This is a genomic window from Sphingobium sp. MI1205 (assembly GCF_001563285.1).
Classification (GTDB): Bacteria; Pseudomonadota; Alphaproteobacteria; order Sphingomonadales; family Sphingomonadaceae; genus Sphingobium.
Map to the genome: position 1 here is coordinate 3,270,379 of NZ_CP005188.1, position 16,726 is coordinate 3,287,104.

General features: G+C 64.7%; 16 protein-coding genes and 2 pseudogenes. 13 read left to right on the forward strand and 5 right to left on the reverse strand.

Annotation, left to right across the window (positions count from 1 at the left end; all coding sequences use genetic code 11):
* Nucleotides 1-234: 234 nt before the first annotated feature.
* The gene (locus K663_RS25280; protein WP_443019010.1) at nt 235-507 is read left to right on the forward strand and encodes a DNA -binding domain-containing protein; all 273 of its coding nucleotides are present in this window, start codon (nt 235-237) and stop codon (nt 505-507) included.
* Between the two features lie 39 nt (nt 508-546).
* Here the strand turns inward: K663_RS25280 and K663_RS16180 are convergent, their stop codons facing one another.
* Nucleotides 547-852, reverse strand: a complete 306-nt coding sequence (locus tag K663_RS16180; protein ID WP_235589466.1) for a helix-turn-helix domain-containing protein — start codon at nt 850-852, stop codon at nt 547-549.
* A 623-nt stretch (nt 853-1,475) separates the two neighbouring features.
* Between K663_RS16180 and K663_RS16190 the strand changes: the two are divergent.
* Nucleotides 1,476-2,150 (forward strand): annotated as a pseudogene (locus K663_RS16190) (ArdC family protein); the annotation flags it as partial.
* 81 nt (nt 2,151-2,231) lie between these two features.
* Here K663_RS16190 and K663_RS16195 read toward each other — a convergent pair.
* The 3 genes from K663_RS16195 to K663_RS16205 are packed head-to-tail and all read right to left on the reverse strand — an operon-like array spanning nt 2,232 to nt 5,376.
* A complete protein-coding gene (locus K663_RS16195) occupies nt 2,232-3,224 on the reverse strand; it encodes a tyrosine-type recombinase/integrase (protein WP_020818724.1) in 993 nt (330 codons plus the stop codon).
* Nucleotides 3,221-4,162, reverse strand: coding sequence for a tyrosine-type recombinase/integrase (locus K663_RS16200; RefSeq protein WP_020818723.1), 942 nt, complete (start codon nt 4,160-4,162; stop codon nt 3,221-3,223). Before K663_RS16200 ends, K663_RS16195 begins: the two co-directional genes overlap by 4 nt.
* Nucleotides 4,159-5,376, reverse strand: a complete 1,218-nt coding sequence (locus K663_RS16205; protein ID WP_020818722.1) for a tyrosine-type recombinase/integrase — start codon at nt 5,374-5,376, stop codon at nt 4,159-4,161. The genes K663_RS16200 and K663_RS16205 overlap by 4 nt, the downstream gene beginning before the upstream one ends.
* 99 nt (nt 5,377-5,475) lie before the next feature.
* On the opposite strand from K663_RS16205, the gene K663_RS16210 reads away from it, so the two are divergent.
* The 7 genes and pseudogenes from K663_RS16210 (at nt 5,476) to K663_RS16235 (ending at nt 13,319) form a co-directional block, all read left to right on the forward strand.
* Nucleotides 5,476-6,120, forward strand: a complete 645-nt coding sequence (locus K663_RS16210; RefSeq protein WP_021222981.1) for a hypothetical protein — start codon at nt 5,476-5,478, stop codon at nt 6,118-6,120.
* 4 nt (nt 6,121-6,124) lie between these two features.
* Nucleotides 6,125-6,559, forward strand: coding sequence for a hypothetical protein (locus K663_RS16215; RefSeq protein WP_020818720.1), 435 nt, complete (start codon nt 6,125-6,127; stop codon nt 6,557-6,559).
* Nucleotides 6,560-6,712: 153 nt separating this feature from the next.
* Nucleotides 6,713-6,838: pseudogene (locus tag K663_RS23385) on the forward strand (zincin-like metallopeptidase domain-containing protein); the annotation flags it as partial.
* Nucleotides 6,839-6,993: 155 nt separating this feature from the next.
* Nucleotides 6,994-8,343 carry a tyrosine-type recombinase/integrase gene (locus K663_RS16220; protein WP_020818725.1) on the forward strand — a complete coding sequence of 450 codons (1,350 nt, stop codon included), beginning with the start codon at nt 6,994-6,996 and terminating at the stop codon, nt 8,341-8,343.
* On the forward strand, nt 8,340-10,127 hold the full coding sequence (locus K663_RS16225) for a hypothetical protein (protein ID WP_020818726.1): 1,788 nt from the start codon (nt 8,340-8,342) through the stop codon (nt 10,125-10,127). Before K663_RS16220 ends, K663_RS16225 begins: the two co-directional genes overlap by 4 nt.
* Nucleotides 10,124-12,286: an integrase gene (locus K663_RS16230; RefSeq protein ID WP_020818727.1), complete on the forward strand. Its 2,163-nt coding sequence runs from the start codon at nt 10,124-10,126 to the stop codon at nt 12,284-12,286. The genes K663_RS16225 and K663_RS16230 overlap by 4 nt, the downstream gene beginning before the upstream one ends.
* Before the next feature lie 169 nt (nt 12,287-12,455).
* Complete coding sequence (locus K663_RS16235) at nt 12,456-13,319, forward strand: ArdC family protein (RefSeq protein ID WP_020818728.1); 864 nt, start codon at nt 12,456-12,458, stop codon at nt 13,317-13,319.
* Here the strand turns inward: K663_RS16235 and K663_RS23930 are convergent.
* Nucleotides 13,310-13,534 (reverse strand): hypothetical protein, encoded by a 225-nt coding sequence (locus tag K663_RS23930; RefSeq protein ID WP_062118092.1) that lies wholly within the window; start codon nt 13,532-13,534, stop codon nt 13,310-13,312. The two genes, K663_RS16235 and K663_RS23930, sit on opposite strands and share 10 nt — an antisense overlap.
* Nucleotides 13,535-13,645: 111 nt before the next feature.
* On the opposite strand from K663_RS23930, the gene K663_RS16245 reads away from it, so the two are divergent.
* The 4 genes from K663_RS16245 to K663_RS24685 all read left to right on the forward strand — a co-directional run bounded on the left by K663_RS16245 (nt 13,646) and on the right by K663_RS24685 (nt 16,712).
* Entirely contained in the window at nt 13,646-13,909 is a 264-nt protein-coding gene (locus K663_RS16245) for a zincin-like metallopeptidase domain-containing protein (protein WP_062119860.1), read from the forward strand.
* Nucleotides 13,906-14,319: a DUF2958 domain-containing protein gene (locus K663_RS16250; protein WP_062119863.1), complete on the forward strand. Its 414-nt coding sequence runs from the start codon at nt 13,906-13,908 to the stop codon at nt 14,317-14,319. Before K663_RS16245 ends, K663_RS16250 begins: the two co-directional genes overlap by 4 nt.
* 100 nt (nt 14,320-14,419) lie before the next feature.
* Complete coding sequence (locus K663_RS16255; protein WP_062121100.1) at nt 14,420-16,192, forward strand: ParB/RepB/Spo0J family partition protein; 1,773 nt, start codon at nt 14,420-14,422, stop codon at nt 16,190-16,192.
* A complete protein-coding gene (locus tag K663_RS24685) occupies nt 16,110-16,712 on the forward strand; it encodes a hypothetical protein (RefSeq protein WP_201026648.1) in 603 nt (200 codons plus the stop codon). Before K663_RS16255 ends, K663_RS24685 begins: the two co-directional genes overlap by 83 nt.
* Nucleotides 16,713-16,726: the final 14 nt, after the last annotated feature.

A 16,726-nucleotide genomic window follows, 5' to 3' on the forward strand; every position in this document is an offset into this window, starting at 1 on the left:
TCGGCGGCCGTGGACCCGTGCGTGCTGCGGGTGCGGTGCCAACCGGCGCGGGATCGCGATCCGCTGACCTTCGGCATTGCTGATCATCACGTTCGCGTCGTCGTCGGTGCCGCAACCCATCTATGCATTCAAACCGAACACGACCCCCTGCGGATCGATGTCGTGGAAGGCGACCTCGGCGGCCCTGTCTGCGTGGAACCAATAGTTGATCTGCATGCCGGCCTGGAACACCAGATGTTAGCGCTCCGCCAACTGGACCGGCTGCTTCGCGGGATCCCGCTGCCTCCGCGGCGAGATGTGAGACTGAGGCGCCTAGCCTTGGCGCTCCGGGCTAGTGATGCACTCGCCGCTGGCGCAAGTTTGCGCGTAATTGGGACACAAATACTGGGATATCGGGATTGGCCGGGCGACGGTGAGTGCGCAAAATCATCGACGCGACGCATCGTCGATCTTGCCGGGGCGCTCTTGGAATCGGGGCCTCTGGGAATTTTTTATCGTCGGGTCTAGGCTATCAACCTTCCAACGTCTCAAGACAGGGATTGGGCCTCAGGCCTTCAAGGCCTCTGGCGGTAAATCCTTCATCAAAAGGACGTAGGTTTCGACGCCGAGCGTCTTGGCGATTTCATCAAGCCGATCGATGGACACGCTATATTTCTGACGCTCCAGCGCGCTAATGTACGTTCGATCCACCATTGCCCCATCTGCCAAAGCCTCCTGGGATAGCCCCTTCGCTGCCCGAAGAAGGCGCAAGTTATGGGCCAATGTTTGGCGGCTCGACATACCTTCCGTTGAGCCGTCTTGCGTGTATTTTAGCCATGGTGTAATCTCTTCAAATTGATGACTATACAACACATATAGGAATCCTTGTGCTTCGGAATGTCGCGCCGAACGGACAGCCAACGTCTTATGACAGGCGACTGCTCTCGCTTTATGCAGCATTGCTGGATGCTGACACCGCAGGAGAGCATTGGCGCGAGACTGCCATCTCCCTGATGGGCTTGGATCCCAACCATGGCGACATAGAGCATTGCTGGCGATCACATCTTGATCGGGCACGCTGGATCGTCGGCGAAGGCTTGCATGAGGCGTGCGACGCTTTCGGATCTTGACAAATTTCGTGTGGACGGTTGGCGCCTCGCGCCACGGCGCGACCGCGCTCTAGGGCTCGCCTGACAGCTCGCCCCCGAGCCCCGTCCGGGTCTCGGCCGTTCGGTCACGATCGCTGGCGTGGATGCGGACGCCGCGCGTAATGCGCGGCGGCGTTGCTTTTGCCTCTCCCGTTGCGGCGGGTGTGGGCGGCGCTCCCCGCTAGGCCCGTCACGGTCCAGGCCAACCCCTTCGGGGTGCTCCACTGCCGTTCCGCCCTTCGGTGTCCTGGTCCGCTCGAGCCGGGCCTCTTGGTCGCGTCTCGCCGCCCACCCCCGCCTTCGCGGGGAGGCTTTGTGCCTTTTTTGGGGTGGCGAGGAGGATAGGCCATGCCCAGATCATCGAGCCGCAACGCCCGCCGCAAGCGTGGTTCGGACCAGCCGCAGGAGAACCGCGCGAGCCTCTATGACGAGGTGACCGCGCGGATCGTTTCGGAACTTGAGGCGGGACGCTTCCCGTGGGTCCAGCCTTGGGGACGGAGCGGGGGCACCGGCCCCGGCCTGCCGCGCAATGCGCTGACCGGCCGCGCCTATTCTGGCGTCAATGTTCTGATCCTCTGGGGCGCGGTGATCGAGCGGGGCTTTTCCTCGCAATCGTGGCTGACCTTCCGGCAGGCGCAGGAAGCGGGCGGATGCGTCCGCAAGGGCGAACGCGGGCAAACCGTTGTTTATGCCGACCGCTTCACCCCCGAAGCCGAGAAGGAGCGCGCAGCGCGCGAGGGCGGCGACGCCAAGGCGGTGCCGTTCCTCAAACGCTTCACCGTCTTCAATGTCGCGCAGTGCGAAGGGTTGCGGCCCGGCCTCGCATCCGATCCCGCCCCGCTTCCCGAGCGCGAAATCGTGCCGCTGGCCGAAGAGGTGATCGCTGCATCAGGCGTCGAGTTCCGCATTGGCGGCGACAAGGCATTCTACGCGCCGGCCCCCGACTTCGTGCAGGTGCCGCCGCAGCCCGCCTTCTTCGAGCAGGTCAACTATTATCGGACCTGCCTGCATGAACTGACCCATAATGCCGTAACCCTGATTATGCCGCATGGCGTTGGCTAGGACTTGTTTTTCGGCCATCCGCCATGCGGCACCTCGGCATAATCAGAGCCCTTCGAGGAACGCGAGGAGCTGATCGTCGGGTTTGAACCGACCTGTCGGCACGTCCGGAGCAGCGACGCGCGCCAGTGCCTTTTCCTTTAAGCGCATGTCGGCGTGGATGTAGACCTGCGTGGTCTCGACCGATTCATGACCCAGCCACAGTGCGATCACGGCCTGATCGACACCATGGTGGAGCAAGTCCATCGCGGTGCTGTGGCGCAAGGTATGCGGCGTGACCCGCTTTGCGCCGATGCTCGGACAGGTGCGCGCTGCCGCCAGGCAATGCTTGCGTACCAAATGTTCGAGCGCATCGCGGCTTAGCCGTTCGCCACGGATCGACGGGAACAGTGGTCGATCGCTGTTGCCATGCTCCCCAATCCATACCTTCAGGATCTTGGCGGTTTCCCGCCTGATCGGTGTGGACCGTTCTTTTCGTCCCTTTCCTACGCATCGGACGTGGGCGCCGGTGCCGAGCACAACATCCCGGTATCGCAAGCTGATCAGCTCTGATGCCCTGAGGCCCGTTTGCAGCGCGAGCAGCAACAAGGCGTGATCGCGCTTTCCGGCCCATGTCGAGCGATCCGGCACGGCCAGCAGTGCCGCGATTTCGTCTGCGGTCAGGAACGTGACCGCGCGCTTAACATAGCGTTTGTTAGGCATGGCAAGGATGCGCTGGCAGTTCAGCATCCATGTTGGATCGGCCATCGCCACATAGCGGAAGAACGAACGGATCGCCGCGAGCCTGGTGTTACGGCTACGTGCACAGTTGCCCCGTGCTGTTTCGGTGTGGACCAGAAAGTCGGCAACCAGATCGACGTCGATATCTTCGACCGTGATAGCGACTGGTCGTTTGCCAAGGCGCGAACCGGCATAGCGCAGCAACAGGCGGAACGTGTCGCGATAGCTCGCGATGGTATGATGGCTTGCTTCCATCTGGACGCACAGTCTGTCGGTGAAGAAGCGTTGGATCAGCGCTGGCAAAGTCATGGAGGTCATCGCTGCGCCTCCCAACCAATGCGCGTGGCGCGTGCCATCGCCAGCTCGAGCAGTTCGGGCACCGCCTCAATGTACCAGAACGTATGGTCGGGGCTGGCATGGCCAAGCCAGGTCGTCAGCCTGATCATCTCCCGCGCCGGATCCTTGCCCATACGATACCAGTCGATCATGGTGCGAACTGCGAAGGTGTGGCGAAGGTCGTGTATGCGTGGTCCTTTGCCGTGCCGCTTGAACCGTGAGTATTCCCGCAACCCGATCGCTCGACTTACTCGTGCGAAGCTGGCTCGTGCCGACCATTCGCTGAGCCGGTCCCCATTACATCTGACAAAGAGGGGGGTGGATGCTCGACCAAGCAGCCGATTACGTTCTGTGGTGTAGGTGATCAACCGGTCTACGACAGTCGGGTCGAGTGGCAGCAGGCGCTCCTTTCCCAGCTTTCCGTGCCTGACACTCAGCACACCGGTTGCAACATCGAGGTCGCTCGTGTCGAGCGCCAGCGCTTCGCTGATCCTGAGCCCCGTTACCGCGATGAGGCCGAAGAATGTCGAACACGTCAGCCCCCGCATTCCGTAGGTGGAAGGCAGTTCGCTGGCGGCTGCGATAATGTCACCGATTTCGACTTTGCTGTAGATGTATGGCCGTTTGCGGATTGTGCGATCCGGCAACAACCCGCGCGGCGGCGCTTCATGCGCCAAGTCGACACTGCTCAACCAAAGAGCGAACAACCGTACCATACCGAGCCGAGCGGACCGGGTGGACGACCCGGCAGCAGGCTGACTTGCGTCCCAGCGCAGGAACAGGTCAGCGTCGATATGCTGCGCACCCGCATCGTCGGCAAAGCGGATAAAGCGGCGTAGCACCCGTTCGGAAGTCCTGAGATCATAGCCGAGGCTACGGCGAACGGCGAGATAGCGGTCAAGCTGGCTGGCGAGGCTCATTGTGCACCTCCCGCGACGGGCCAGGGCTGGGCAATGGATCGCAAGCCTTCGATCTCAAGCCGGGCGTAGATCATGGTGGAACCGCGCGACCGGTGGCGCAGCATGTCGCCGACCTCGTCGAGTGAAGCGCCACGATTTATGAGTTGCGTGGCAAGGCTGTGGCGTAGAACATGCGATCCCACATAGGGCGTAGCGGGCTTCTGACCGGTCGCATCGAGCGCATCCTTGATGATAGCGTTGACGATCTGGCTATCCTTGAATGGTCGATGCGGAGCGCGCTGGGTGACGAACAGGGTCCGGCAGTCAGTCGGTCCGCGCTCCTCCCTCAGATACCGGCTTAGGGCTTCACCGACCTCGGCGGTGATGGGCACACGGTCATGCACTTTGCCTTTGCCGCGCACAGTCAGTTCGCCTGAACGCCAGTCGATATCGTCGAGTTCGATCCTGGTGATTTCCGGCGCGCGAAGCCCAAGCCGTGCCATGATCAGGAGCATCGCATAATCGCGAACGCCGTGCCGGGGATTTCGGCGAACCCAGTCAAGCACGGCTTCGACGCCTTCGGGCGACAGATGTCGGGGAAGGCGCTTGTCGCGAGCCATCGCTGCTTTGGGCACGCTTAGGGCAAGGTTGGTCGCGGTGACGCCTCGTGCGAACAGGTACTGGAAGAACGTGCGCAGATGCGTCACTGCACTCTTGTCTCGGTATGGCCGCCCCCGCGACAGCAAGTGTTGAACGAACCCGACGGCGTCAACGGGTCGTAAACTGGTCAGGTCGAACATGTCCGCACCAAAGCGGTGGTCCATGAAGCGGTTGGCAAAGCGGAGCGTATGGTGGATGCTGCGCGGACTGAGGCCGCGCTGTTTGGTGAGATAGGTTTCGAAGTCGGCCAGCAGTTCGGCGCGGGCGACCTCAGCGGGAGTCGGTGCAACCGGCTTGGCAACGCATATCTCGATCAGGTGCGCAGCGAATTTGCGCCCCAGGCTGTAAAGGCGGATCGTTCCTGTTCTCTGCGGCTCTGCTGCCCGACCCAGCTTTTCCGCAAGATCGGGCGTCAATGCCGATGGTGCAATGCCAGCCTCATCCATTGCCAGTCCAAATCTGCGGATCAGATTTCGGTATTCTTTGATCGTGGCGTGTTTGTAGTTCGCCTCGGCAAAGCAGCGCATGAAGCTGTCGATGTACGGCTCAATGCAGGTTTTGGTGATTATCGTCATGGTTTTCGTGCTCCATAGGGTTGGAGCGCGATCCGGGCCTTGTCGTCGCCCTGACTGCAAGATTATCAGTTGTGTTGGTTTCAGATATGCGGAGTGGGCATGAAGCAGAAGACCAAGGTTTTGGGTGATGCAGCCGTAAAGGCGTTGATCGAGAAGTACGACTGCCCGGTGCCATTCCACGAAGTGCGCACCCGGCTTCTGGGCAATATCGCAACCCCGGAGCTATCGGCCTCGCCCTTGCAGATGATTCAGGATTTATGGGGCGGTGAGTTGCCCGTGTTCGACAGCGTGGACGAAGCCAACGAATTGATTGGTGCTCTGATCGACGGCCTTTGGAATGGGCTGACCCGGCACCAGAAGCGTAGTCAGCCATTCAGGCTGACACGTGTGTCGATGGACCCAACTGCTGCAAATCTCGGACACTACGGGCTGATCCGTCTTGAGGAACTGGATGGCTTCATCGAAGGTCTGTTCAACGGTCATGATATCATCGATCTACCCGAACGTGCTCATGGCGCGATCGGCCAACTTGCCGAGCTCCGTGCGATGATGGGCGGTATCTGCGAACTCGTGGAACGTGACCCCAATGCGGATGATCGCACCCAGCTTGACACGACATTCAAGCACCTGCGCGAACTGACCAAAATCATGGAGACCGAAATCCACGAGACTGTGCTGGCTTGCACTCGTGCACGGCGACAGATGCTTGAAGGCATTCTCACCGAGAAGCCGACGGTGCATTGATCCAATGTCCGAGGAACGTCTCCGCGAGAAGCTGCGCAAGATCGAAGCTCTCTATGCCGGCGCCACGACCGCCGGCGAGCAAGCCGCCGCAGGTGCCGCTGCGGAACGCATTCGCCGCCAGTTCGCAACGGCCAGCAAACAAGAACGTGCCGAGGAGTTCAAGTTTTCAATTTCTGACCCCTGGTCACGACAGCTCTTCATCGCTCTGTGCCGCCGCTATGGCATCAAGCCATTTCGCTATGCGCGCATGCATCGTCAGACGGTGATTGTTCGCGCGCCAGCGAGTTTCGTTCGGATGACGCTATGGCCAGAGTTCGAGGAACTGAGCCAAGCCCTGACCTCGCATCTGGATGAAATCACGCAGAAGATCATCAGAGAAGAAGTGCACGAAGCCACGCAGGATGCGGAAGAAGTGAGCGAACCGCGTCAGTTGCGCTGAACGTTCCCACATTCCAGCGGATTACCTCCCAGGCACCAGGAATATGCCGAAGCGGCACGTCACCAAATCGCGGAAACACGAGATCCTACGATGCCATGCGGCATAATCCGGGTTACGGCATTATGAACCTTATGCCGATATCGGCATAAAGGGCACGCCACCGGCCATCCCAAGCGGCTGGGGCGCGACCTCAGGAACGCATTCGGCAGCAAGGACTATGCCCGCGAGGAACTGGTCGCCTTATCTGGACAGTCTGCGCCGCTCGCAACTTTGCAGTAAGGTCGGCGATGGACGCCCACGGTAGGCAGTAATCAGGCTGGCCGTAGCGCTGACCCAAGAGCTGGCGGAGGCCAGCCTGATTGCTGCCAGGCCATAGTGCGCAACGGTGTGAAGGTCAGCTTCCGGGTGGGGGTCCGGGGGAGGGCTTCGCGCCGGTGTCGATCATTACTGTTTGCGAGCGCCGCGAGGCCAGGGGCCTCGATGCGCATGTGCCGCTGATCCTGCGCGGCGACGCGCTCTATGATCCCGATCTGGATCGCTTCTTTCTCGACCTGCCGTTGTCGGGCGTCCGCTCGCGCCATTCGCTGCGCGCCTATGCCTATGATGTCGTAGTCTGGCTTCGCTTTCTCGATGCCTGCGGCAAGACCGTGTGGGCTGCGACCCGCGACGATGTCGACGCCTATCATCGTGAGCGACGCCGCGACGAGGCCGATCACCGGATAACGGCCGCAAGCTGGAACCGTGCCGTCGCCAGTCTCGATCGCCTTTACCGATGGGGTGAGCAGCACGGGCTGATCACTGACGCGCCGTTCAGCCGCCGCGCCGTGTGGCGACCGGCGCATGGTGGCCGTCGCGGCATGATCGCGGCGCGCAATGACGCTTATGAACGTGTTGCCAGGCGATCGGATGTGCGGTTCGTCACGATGGACGACTACCGCATTTTCCGCGAGGTCGGCCTGCGCGGCCTTACCCCTGACGGCACCGAGCGCCCCGGCGCGCGCGACCGGAACGGGCTGCGCAACGCGCTGTTCGCCGATCTTCTCGTCACCACCGGCCTGCGCCTCGAAGAGGCGTCGGGTCTACTCGCCGCCGAGCTCGCGGCGATCGACCGCGAGGACAGCGATGCACAACAACTTTGGCTGCCTCTCCCGCCACCGCTGACCAAGGGCGACCGGGGACGCAGCGTCCTGCTCCCGCGTCGGCTGCTTCGTCAGATTGCCGCCTACGTCGCCGTCGAGCGCGCCGCGGGCGTCGCCAAGTTCGCCGCGCGAGACGGCGCGACCAAGCTCGAACGACCGATCCCTGTCACCCGCGCCGGTCTCGACCGCATGCGCGATATCTGCACCCCGGAGGAACGATGCCGCCTGATCCTCTGCGACGAGGATGGACCGCCCCGCGAGCCGGCGGCGCTGTGGCTGACCGAGGTCGGGCAGCCTGTTCGGCCCAACTCGTGGGAGGTGATCTTCACCCGTGCTGGCAACCGGTGCGCGGAGAACGGCTTCCCGCTGTCGATCAACCCGCACCAGCTTCGCCACACGTTCGCAGTCCATATGCTTGCCTTGCTGATCCAGCAGCGACTGCGCGAAGCGGCATTGCCGGCGGGGCCGATGGAGAGCTACCGGCTGATCCTCGGGGACCCGCTGCAACAGGTGCAACGCCTGCTCGGCCACGCGAGCCTCACCACCACCTATATCTACCTCGACCATATTGCGACCCGCGCCGATACGGTGGATGCGGCGGTCGAGGAGCTGCTTGCGCTGCTGCCGGGACCGCAGGGCGCATGAGCGGTCGTCCCCGCAAGGGCCGGCCCGTCGCCTTCGTGCCGATCACGCCGGAGCCCGTGCAGCCTGATCCCGTGCTCGGCCTCAAGTTCACCATCGAGGCGCGGCATGGCGGGACGGTCCTGATCGATATGGCCGCACTCGATCCTCGTCCGCTCGCCATCGCCTTTGCTGGCGCATTGCGACGGTCGGCCGCGCTCGGAGGACCGATCGGTGCGGCGAGCGTCATCAAGCAGTATGTAAATGCCTACCGCCTGTTCTTCGCCTGGCTTGGCGACGAAGCGCTGAACGTGGCTGGCGTCGGCGACCTGCGCGCAGCCCATATCGATGGGTTCGCCTCCGCGCTCGACCGCCGCGGGATGGGCGCGATCCACCGGCACATAACGGTCGGCAAGATCGTCAACACATTGCGCGCGATCGAGGCAGACCGGCCCGATCGGATCGCGCCTGACCTGCATGAGCGGCTGCGCTACACACTGGCCACGTCGGCGGGCCGCTCGACCCCGCGCGATGCTTATAGCCCCTTCGTTGCCCGCGCGTTGCGCGACGCCGCGAGGACCGACGTCGAAGCGATGTTCCGCCGTCTCGGTGCCGACGACCGCACCGATGAGGGCGACCCGGTCATCGCCAGCGTGCGCGCCGAGGTCGAAGCGATCATCGCGCGGCAGGGCTTTATCGTCGCAGACCAGCCCGCGCTGAAGAGCCTCTATTTCATGCGCATGCGACGCGGATTGCCGATCAGCACGCTCATCGACGATCTGCATGGCCGCCATCACCTGCTTGCGCGCGATCTGCCGGCGCTGCTCGTGCTGCTCACGCTCGATACCGGGCTCGAGCCCGAGTGCCTGAAGGCGCTGACCGTGGATTGTCTCACCAACCCCCATGCCGGCACGGTGGAACTGCGCTATCTCAAGCGCCGCGCCCGCGGCGCCGAGCACAAGAGCATGCGCGTCCGCGACGGCGGTGGTGGCACGCCTGGCGGCCTCATCCGTCGCCTGATCGACGTCACCGCGCCAGCCCGCGAGCATCTGACCGATGATCGTCTTTGGGTTTATCACAACGTTGGCGGCCTGCGGGCGGGTATCGCTCATCCGAAGGAGCGGATCGCTGCCTGGATAGCACAGCATGCTATTGTCGATGACGACGGCAAGCCGCTCCACCTGCTGCTCTCCCGGCTCCGCAAGACCCACAAGGCGCTGTGGTACACGAAGACTGAGGGGCACATGGCCCGCTTCGCAGTCGGTCATTCGCGCGAGGTTGCGGGGCGCCACTATGCCGATCTGCCGTCGCTTCGGTCCCTGCACGAGAAGACCCTCGCTGACGCCTTTCGCGAAGCGGTCGCCACCGCGACGCCGACCGTGCTGCCGCCCACCGCCGAGAAGGCGTTGCGCCAATCGCCCGATCAGGCCGCGCCGCTGATGCCGCCCGATACCGTCGGTCCGTTGCTCGACGGCGAACAGGATGTCTGGCTCGCCGCCTGCGCGGGCTTCCATAGCAGTCCCTTCGCCGATGCCGGATCACCCTGCGCGCAGCCCTTCTGGGGTTGCCTCGATTGTCCCAACGCCGTCATCACCGCGCGCAAGCTCCCCGCGATCCTCGCTTTCCTCGCATTCGTCGAAGAGCAGAGGCTGAGCCTGCCCGCGAACGATTGGGCGGCCAAGTTCGGCCGCGTCCATGCCCGCATCACCGCCCAGGTCCTGCCGGCATTCTCCGATGCCGTCATCGCCGATGCGCGCCGGCAGATGGAAGGCGAACGGCTTTATCTGCCGCCGGAGGCACGCACATGACCATGCCAGCCCATGTCCAGGCGCCCGCCTTCGACGATCGCGCCGTGCTGGCGAGCGCGCCGCTCAAGGCCGGTCACGCCCGCGAAGATCTGTCGCGCGTCGGCGACGCGAGCTGGGATCTCGGTCCCGCCGTATTCCGCGAGAACGCCCGGCGCTGCCACGTCACCGTGCATTTCGACGTGCTCGAACATGCCGATGTCCAGGCGGCGATGCGCGCCTATCTCTACGCCCGCCTCAACGCCGATCTCCCCGGCTATCGGACGAAGTTACCGCCCGCCTGCATCCGCCAGGCATTCAACCGTGCCCGCCGGTTCTTCGCCTTCGCCCGTGAGCGGCTCGGACGGCTCGACGTTTCCCGTATCGATCAGCCATTGGTCGATGCCTATGCCCGTCATCTCCGTGACGATCCTGCCCGACGACCCGTCATCGTCGGTCACCTCCTCGAAGTGGTCTCCGATCTCTATTACTATCGTGACCACCTCGCTGACGGAGGCCTTGTATTCGAGCCCTGGGCCGGACAGGCGCCCGCCCGCGTTGCGGGCTACCGCCATGTCCGGGAGAACCGCACCCCACGGTTCCCGGAAGAGGTCATCGCCGCGCTGCTCGCCTGGTCGTTGCGCTACGTCACCGTCTTCGCTGACGATATTCTCGCCGCCCGCCGCGAGCTTGATCGGCTCGAAGCGCGCCGGGATCGCCTTGTCACCGCCGACGCCGGCCTCTCGGACCCTGATCGCCGGCAACGTCGCCGCACCCGCCTGAAGGCCTATTTCGATCGCCGACGCCGCGAGGGGCGCGGCGCACCGATCTGGGCCACCGCTCATAACGGCAAGCTGCGCGTCGACCCCAACACCGGCAGCGTGACCCCACCGATCAACGCCCATCTCTTACATCTCCATGTCGGGATCGACGTGCAGGCGGAACCGCACGCACATCTCATGCTGACCGGCGGCGAAGCGAGGCTGATCGATGCAGTGGCGGCCGAGCTGGGGGTGGAGGTCGGCGGCATGGACACGCCGATCTCGATCGATCCCGATAGCGGTCGGCCATGGCGCGAGCGCTTCGACGCGAAGACTCTCGCACACGAGGAACGGATGCTCCAGGCCGCCGCTTATATCGTGTGCGCCTATCTGACCGGCATGCGCGACTGCGAGGTGCAGGCGATGCGGCGCGGGTGTGTCTCTATCGCGCGCAGCGAGGACGGCCTGATCGAACGGCATCGCATCCGATCGACCATCTACAAGCGCCGGGCGGCGGTGGACGAAGTGGCGAGCTGGGTGACGATCGAGCCGGTCGCCGATGCGATCACGGTGCTCGAACGCCTGTCGGCAGGACCGGCGCGCGCCAGCGGCAGCGATACGCTCTGGCCGGTACTGCGCGCGAGCGCCGTCTCCAAGACGCATCTGTCGAGCGAGGTGGTCCGCCAGCTCAACGCCTTCCGCGACCACCTCAACACCGCCTTCGGCAACCCCGATATGCCGGTCATCCCGCGCGGTCCCGACGGCAAGCCGTGGCGCATCACGACACGGCAGTTCCGGCGCACGATCGCGTGGCACATCGCCAACCGCCCGTTCGGCACCATCGCCGGCATGATCCAGTACAAGCACGCCTCGGTCGCCGCTTTCGAGGGCTATGCCGGGACCAGCGCATCGGGGTTTCGCGCCGAGGTCGAAGCGCAGCGCCGGCTCGGTCAGATTGACGATCTGCTGGACTATTTCGACCGCCGTCAGGGCGGCGCATCGCTCGGCGGCCCAGCGGGACCGCGCATCGCGCGGACGCTCGACGATGCCGCCGTCAGACAAGGGCCTTTGCCCGCCATGATCGCCGATCGCGCCCGCCTGCGCGTCATGCTCGCCAGCGTCGCGCGCACCTTCCATGTCGGCCCGCTCGCGGATTGCTTCTTTGATCCCGCGACCGCGCTCTGCCTCAAGCGCGTGACGACCCCTGATCCCGCGCAGCCGCTCACCGCCCTGTGCGAGCCGACCCGCTGTCCCAACGCCTGCATCACCGCCCGCCACAGGCCGGCCTGGGAACGCGCGGCGGCCGATGCCAGGGCGCATCTACGCGAACGGCGCATCTCCGATCTTCAGCGTCAGGCTCTCCAGCGCGAGCTTGATCGCCTGACCGCGGTGATTGCCGGGATCGATCCTCCCACGCCGTAGACCACCCCGGCTGTTGGCGGAGTCCTGCGCCGGTCGGCGCGCCCGCGCAACGGCTTCGCCGTCCTTCGCTTCGCTGCGGCCCTGACGGGTGCGCGAGCCCCCCTGTGCCCGGCGCGAACGGGCCTCCGCCGCCGGGGATGGTCCCCGGCGCGAGAACGGAGAACAGATCATGTCAGCCTCACCACGTGTCGACGTCTATGCTCGCGTCACGCAAGCGATCGTCGACGCCATCGAAGCCGGCACCGGCACCTGGCGCATGCCATGGCATCATTCTGGCGCCGACGTCACCCGCCCGACGAACGTCGCCAGCGGCAAGCCCTATCGCGGCATAAATACGGTCTCGCTCTGGGCAGCCGCCTATGGCAGCGGCTATGCGAGCGGCGTCTGGGGCACCTATCGCCAGTGGCAGACGCTCGGCGCGCAGGTCCGCAAGGGCGAGCAGGCCAGCCTCGGCGTCCTCTGGAAGGAGTTTCGCGCGAAGGATGACGACGCCGGCGACGATGACGACCACCGCCGGCTTTTCGCCAAGGCGTTCAGCCTGTTCAACGCCGATCAGGTCGATGGCTATGCGCCCGAACCGGGGCCGGACCTGCCCGAGAGCGAACGCCTCGCCGCCGCCGAAGCCTTCATCGCCGCCCTCGGCATCGATACCGTCTACGGCTCGGCCAGCGCCTATTATCACATCGCCGAAGACCGCATCCACATGCCGGATTTCAGCGCCTTCCACGATGCCCACGGCTTCTACGCCACCCATATTCACGAGGCGGCTCATGCCAGTGGCGCAGCTCACCGGCTCGACCGGGATTTCAGCGCCAAGTGGACCAGGCACGCGCTCGCCATGGAGGAAGCGACCGCCGAACTGACCGCATCGTTCCTGCTCGCCGATCTTGGGATCGCGCACGAACCGCGACCCGATCACGCGGCCTATATCGCCTCCTGGCTGCAACTGCTCAAGGACGAGCCCCGCGCGATCTTCACCGCGGCGAGCAAGGCGCAGGCAGCGGCCGACTGGATGCACGCCCGTCAGCCATGATCCAGCAGCGACCAAAGCCGAGCGGCCGATCCCTCGCGGGCTCGGCCGCTTCGTCGCGCACGGCGATGCGCGGGCTTCGCCCGCTCACCAGCGGACGCCGCTGGCGCGGCGGCGCTGATTTCTGGGCCTCCCTCGATGCGGGTCTGGTCGGCGCTCCCTGCTAGGCCCGCCACGGCGCGCCGCAAGCCCGGCTTCGCCGCGCTGCTCCATTGCATTTCGCCCCTCCGGGTGCGGCCCCCCGCTTGCGCGGGCCTCTCCGGTCGTTCTCGCCGCCCACCCCCGCCTCGGGGGAGCCATGGGGTTTTTAGGCAGTGCAGGAGGCACCGATGGTTTTCACCTTTCAACCGCCATTTTTCGCTGGACTGTCAGGATATGTCGCCGAGATGGGATCCGCCTTCCTCTGCGCTGCGCTCGGCATCGTTCCCACTGTCCGCCATGCCGACTACCTGGGCGCGTGGCTGGAAGTGCTCCGCGAAGACAACCGCGCGATCTTCCGTGCGGCGAGCGCCGCCAGCAAGGCCGCCGAATGGCTGCTTGCCCGGCACCGCGAGGCGCAGGAAGCGCAGGCTGAAAGGAGGGTCGCGGCATGATCCTCCTCACACCCCAATTGCACACAGGCCTACGCGCCCATGCGATCACACGGTACGTCTGCGAGCAGCGCGGCGAGCCATTCGATCCCGTACCCTTGGTGAAACTGTTCAATCCCGTTGGCGCAGCGACATGGCTGGCGACCGAACTCGACGAGGATCGCGACAGGTTGTTCGGGCTGGCCGACCTCGGTTTCGGCTGTCCCGAGCTTGGCTCGTTCAGCTTGTCCGAGATCGCCTCCGTCCGGCTTCCATTCGGCCTCGGAATCGAACGCGACATCGGGTTCGAGACGCCGCACGCTCTTTCTATCTGGACCGAATGGTCGCGCCGGGCCGGATCGATCCTCTGGGCCGAAACCCTCCTGCGCCGAGGCGCCGCGACCGGCGCGGACCCTGAAATTCCGCCCGGTTGATGGCGGGATGATGCGCGGGCGGCGCGCTTCGCCGCCAATCGGAAAGCCGATCCGCCATCCCGGAAAGAGCGACGGACCGGCACTCACAAGGAGTAGTCCCATGAAACTCGACTTCATCGCCATTGGCAATATCGATGACAGCAAGGTCAACATGCGCCACGGTCGCAAGGCCCCCGACGTGACCGACATCCTGCCCACCGTCCGCAAGCGCGGCATCATCGTTCCCGTCATCGTCAGGCCCGCCGAGGCCGAGGCCCGGTTCGAGCTTGTCGCGGGTCGCAGGCGCGTCCACGCCGCGCGTCTCGTGCTCGCCGAAGAGGGCGCGGACCCAGAACTGGCCCGCGTTCCCGCCGCGATCATGGAGGCAGGCGACGATGCCGCTGCCCTCGAAGCTTCGCTGATCGAAAACCTCGCGCGTCTCGATCCCGACGAGGTGACCCAGTGGGAAACCTTCGTCCGGCTGGTCAAGGAAGGCCGCGAAGTCGACGACATCGCCGCTACCTTCGGCCTGCCCGAACCCACGATCCGGCGAGTCCTTGCGCTCGGCAATCTTCTCCCGCGCATTCGCGACCTCTACCGCGCCGAGAAGATCGACCGCACCACCGTCCGCCACCTGACCCTTGCCAGCAAGAGCCAGCAGAAGGCTTGGCTGGCGCTGTTCGACGATCCCGACGCCTATGTGCCGACCGGCCATCAATTGAAGGCTTGGCTGTTCGGCGGGCAGTCGATCGCGGCCAAGGTCGCGCTGTTCGACCTCGGCACCTATGCGGGCGCGACCATTGCCGATCTGTTCGGCGACGACCGCTATTTTGCCGACGCCGATGCTTTCTGGACCGCGCAGAATGCCGCCATCGAAGCGCGGCACACGGCGTATATCGAGGAAGGCTGGAGCGATGTGGTGGTCGTGCCGCCGTCCGAGCATTTCCATTCGTGGGAATATGAGAAGGCGGGCAAGCGCAAAGGCGGGCGCGTCTATATCGACGTGCGCGGCACCGGCGAGGTGACGTTCCACGAGGGTTATGTGACCCGCACCGAGGCCCGCCGCGCCGAGCGCGGTGAGACGGCGCAAGGCGAGAAACCCAAGCGCCCCGAACTGACCTCGACCTTGCAGACCTATGTCGATCTCCATCGCCATGCCGCTGTCCGCGCCGCCATGCTTGTGCGTCCGGACGTTGCCTTGCGGCTGATGGTCGCCCACGCCATCGTCGGTTCTCCCCTCTGGACCGTGCGACCCGACCCGCAGTCCACGCGCAACGATGCCGTGCGCGAGAGCATCGAGAATTGCCGAGCCGAGGCGGTGTTCGACGAGCAGCGCCGGGCCGTTCTCGCGCTGCTGGGCTTCTCCGCCGAGGAACCGACTGTGTCCGGCGGCAATGGCGACGACTATGGGGTGGCGGGCGTCTTCCTGCGTCTCATGGACCTGCCCGACACGCTGCTGCTGGACGTCATCGCGGTCGTGATCGGCGAGACGATGGCCGCTGGCAGTGCCGCCGTGGAGGCAGCGGGCGGCGAGATCGGCGTGGCGATGTCGGATTGGTGGCAGGGCGACGAAGCGCTGTTCGATCTCATTCGGGATCGCGAGGTGCTGGGCCATCTGGTGGCCGAGGTGGCGGGCGCGACGGTCGCCACCGCCAACGCGAAGGAGAAGTCCAAGACCTTGAAGCGTATCATCGCCGACCATCTGGAAGGCGCTGACGGGCGGGCCAAGGTCGAGCGCTGGGTGCCGCGTTGGATGCAGTTCCCGCCAAGCGCCTACACCGCTCGAGGCGGCGTTGGGACAGCCGCCTCCCATGCGAAAGTCGCTGCCGCACGCGATCAGATCGCCGCATCGGGGCCGGAGGAAAGTAACGAGCCGTTCGCCGAGGCGGCGTGATTTTCTGCGGGCGGCGGCAACGCCGCCCGCCTTCGAGACCCTGAAAAATCGGCCGCGCGCCGCCGCCGTTCCGGCGGCGGCGCGCGGCTTTATGATGGCGATGTCGCTCGTCGCTTTCTACATGTCGATGATGTCCGAGATCGAAGAGACTTCACAAGCAGAGCACCAGACGGTCGAGCGGACCGCCATCGCCGATTATAGGGCGACGCTTCGCGAACCGAGCCGACCGCCAAGCAAAGGCGGCAATACCGGCGCACTACACGGCCACGCTCTCAATATCGGCGGAGTCTGGTACAATTTTCTGGCCCTCGGCGCGCAAAAGTGGGTCTTCGCGTCGGACACGGTCGCATTCGACTGGGCCTGGGATTCCTTGCAGAACTACCGCAATATCGTCCGGGACAGCATCCGGGTCTGGGACAGGAATGGATCGCCGGTCATCCGCGGTAATCGCGGATCGAAACCGAAACTCAGGACGGCCCAGACGCGATTGCCGGCGCGGCGGAAAGAGTGGAAGGATTAGGGCGCAGGGGGAAC

What these genes read in the sequence shown, in the direction of transcription:
- K663_RS16205 (WP_020818722.1), bottom strand. Translation starts at nt 5,376, where the DNA reads ATGACGATAATCACCAAAACCTGCATTGAGCCGTACATCGACAGCTTC.
- K663_RS24685 (WP_201026648.1), top strand. Translation starts at nt 16,110, where the DNA reads ATGCGAAAGTCGCTGCCGCACGCGATCAGATCGCCGCATCGGGGCCGG.
- K663_RS16250 (WP_062119863.1), top strand. Translation starts at nt 13,906, where the DNA reads ATGATCCTCCTCACACCCCAATTGCACACAGGCCTACGCGCCCATGCG.
- K663_RS16245 (WP_062119860.1), top strand. Translation starts at nt 13,646, where the DNA reads ATGGTTTTCACCTTTCAACCGCCATTTTTCGCTGGACTGTCAGGATAT.
- K663_RS16235 (WP_020818728.1), top strand. Translation starts at nt 12,456, where the DNA reads ATGTCAGCCTCACCACGTGTCGACGTCTATGCTCGCGTCACGCAAGCG.
- K663_RS16195 (WP_020818724.1), bottom strand. Translation starts at nt 3,224, where the DNA reads ATGACCTCCATGACTTTGCCAGCGCTGATCCAACGCTTCTTCACCGAC.
- K663_RS23930 (WP_062118092.1), bottom strand. Translation starts at nt 13,534, where the DNA reads ATGCAATGGAGCAGCGCGGCGAAGCCGGGCTTGCGGCGCGCCGTGGCG.
- K663_RS16215 (WP_020818720.1), top strand. Translation starts at nt 6,125, where the DNA reads ATGTCCGAGGAACGTCTCCGCGAGAAGCTGCGCAAGATCGAAGCTCTC.
- K663_RS16255 (WP_062121100.1), top strand. Translation starts at nt 14,420, where the DNA reads ATGAAACTCGACTTCATCGCCATTGGCAATATCGATGACAGCAAGGTC.
- K663_RS16200 (WP_020818723.1), bottom strand. Translation starts at nt 4,162, where the DNA reads ATGAGCCTCGCCAGCCAGCTTGACCGCTATCTCGCCGTTCGCCGTAGC.
- K663_RS16225 (WP_020818726.1), top strand. Translation starts at nt 8,340, where the DNA reads ATGAGCGGTCGTCCCCGCAAGGGCCGGCCCGTCGCCTTCGTGCCGATC.
- K663_RS16230 (WP_020818727.1), top strand. Translation starts at nt 10,124, where the DNA reads ATGACCATGCCAGCCCATGTCCAGGCGCCCGCCTTCGACGATCGCGCC.
- K663_RS16210 (WP_021222981.1), top strand. Translation starts at nt 5,476, where the DNA reads ATGAAGCAGAAGACCAAGGTTTTGGGTGATGCAGCCGTAAAGGCGTTG.
- K663_RS25280 (WP_443019010.1), top strand. Translation starts at nt 235, where the DNA reads ATGTTAGCGCTCCGCCAACTGGACCGGCTGCTTCGCGGGATCCCGCTG.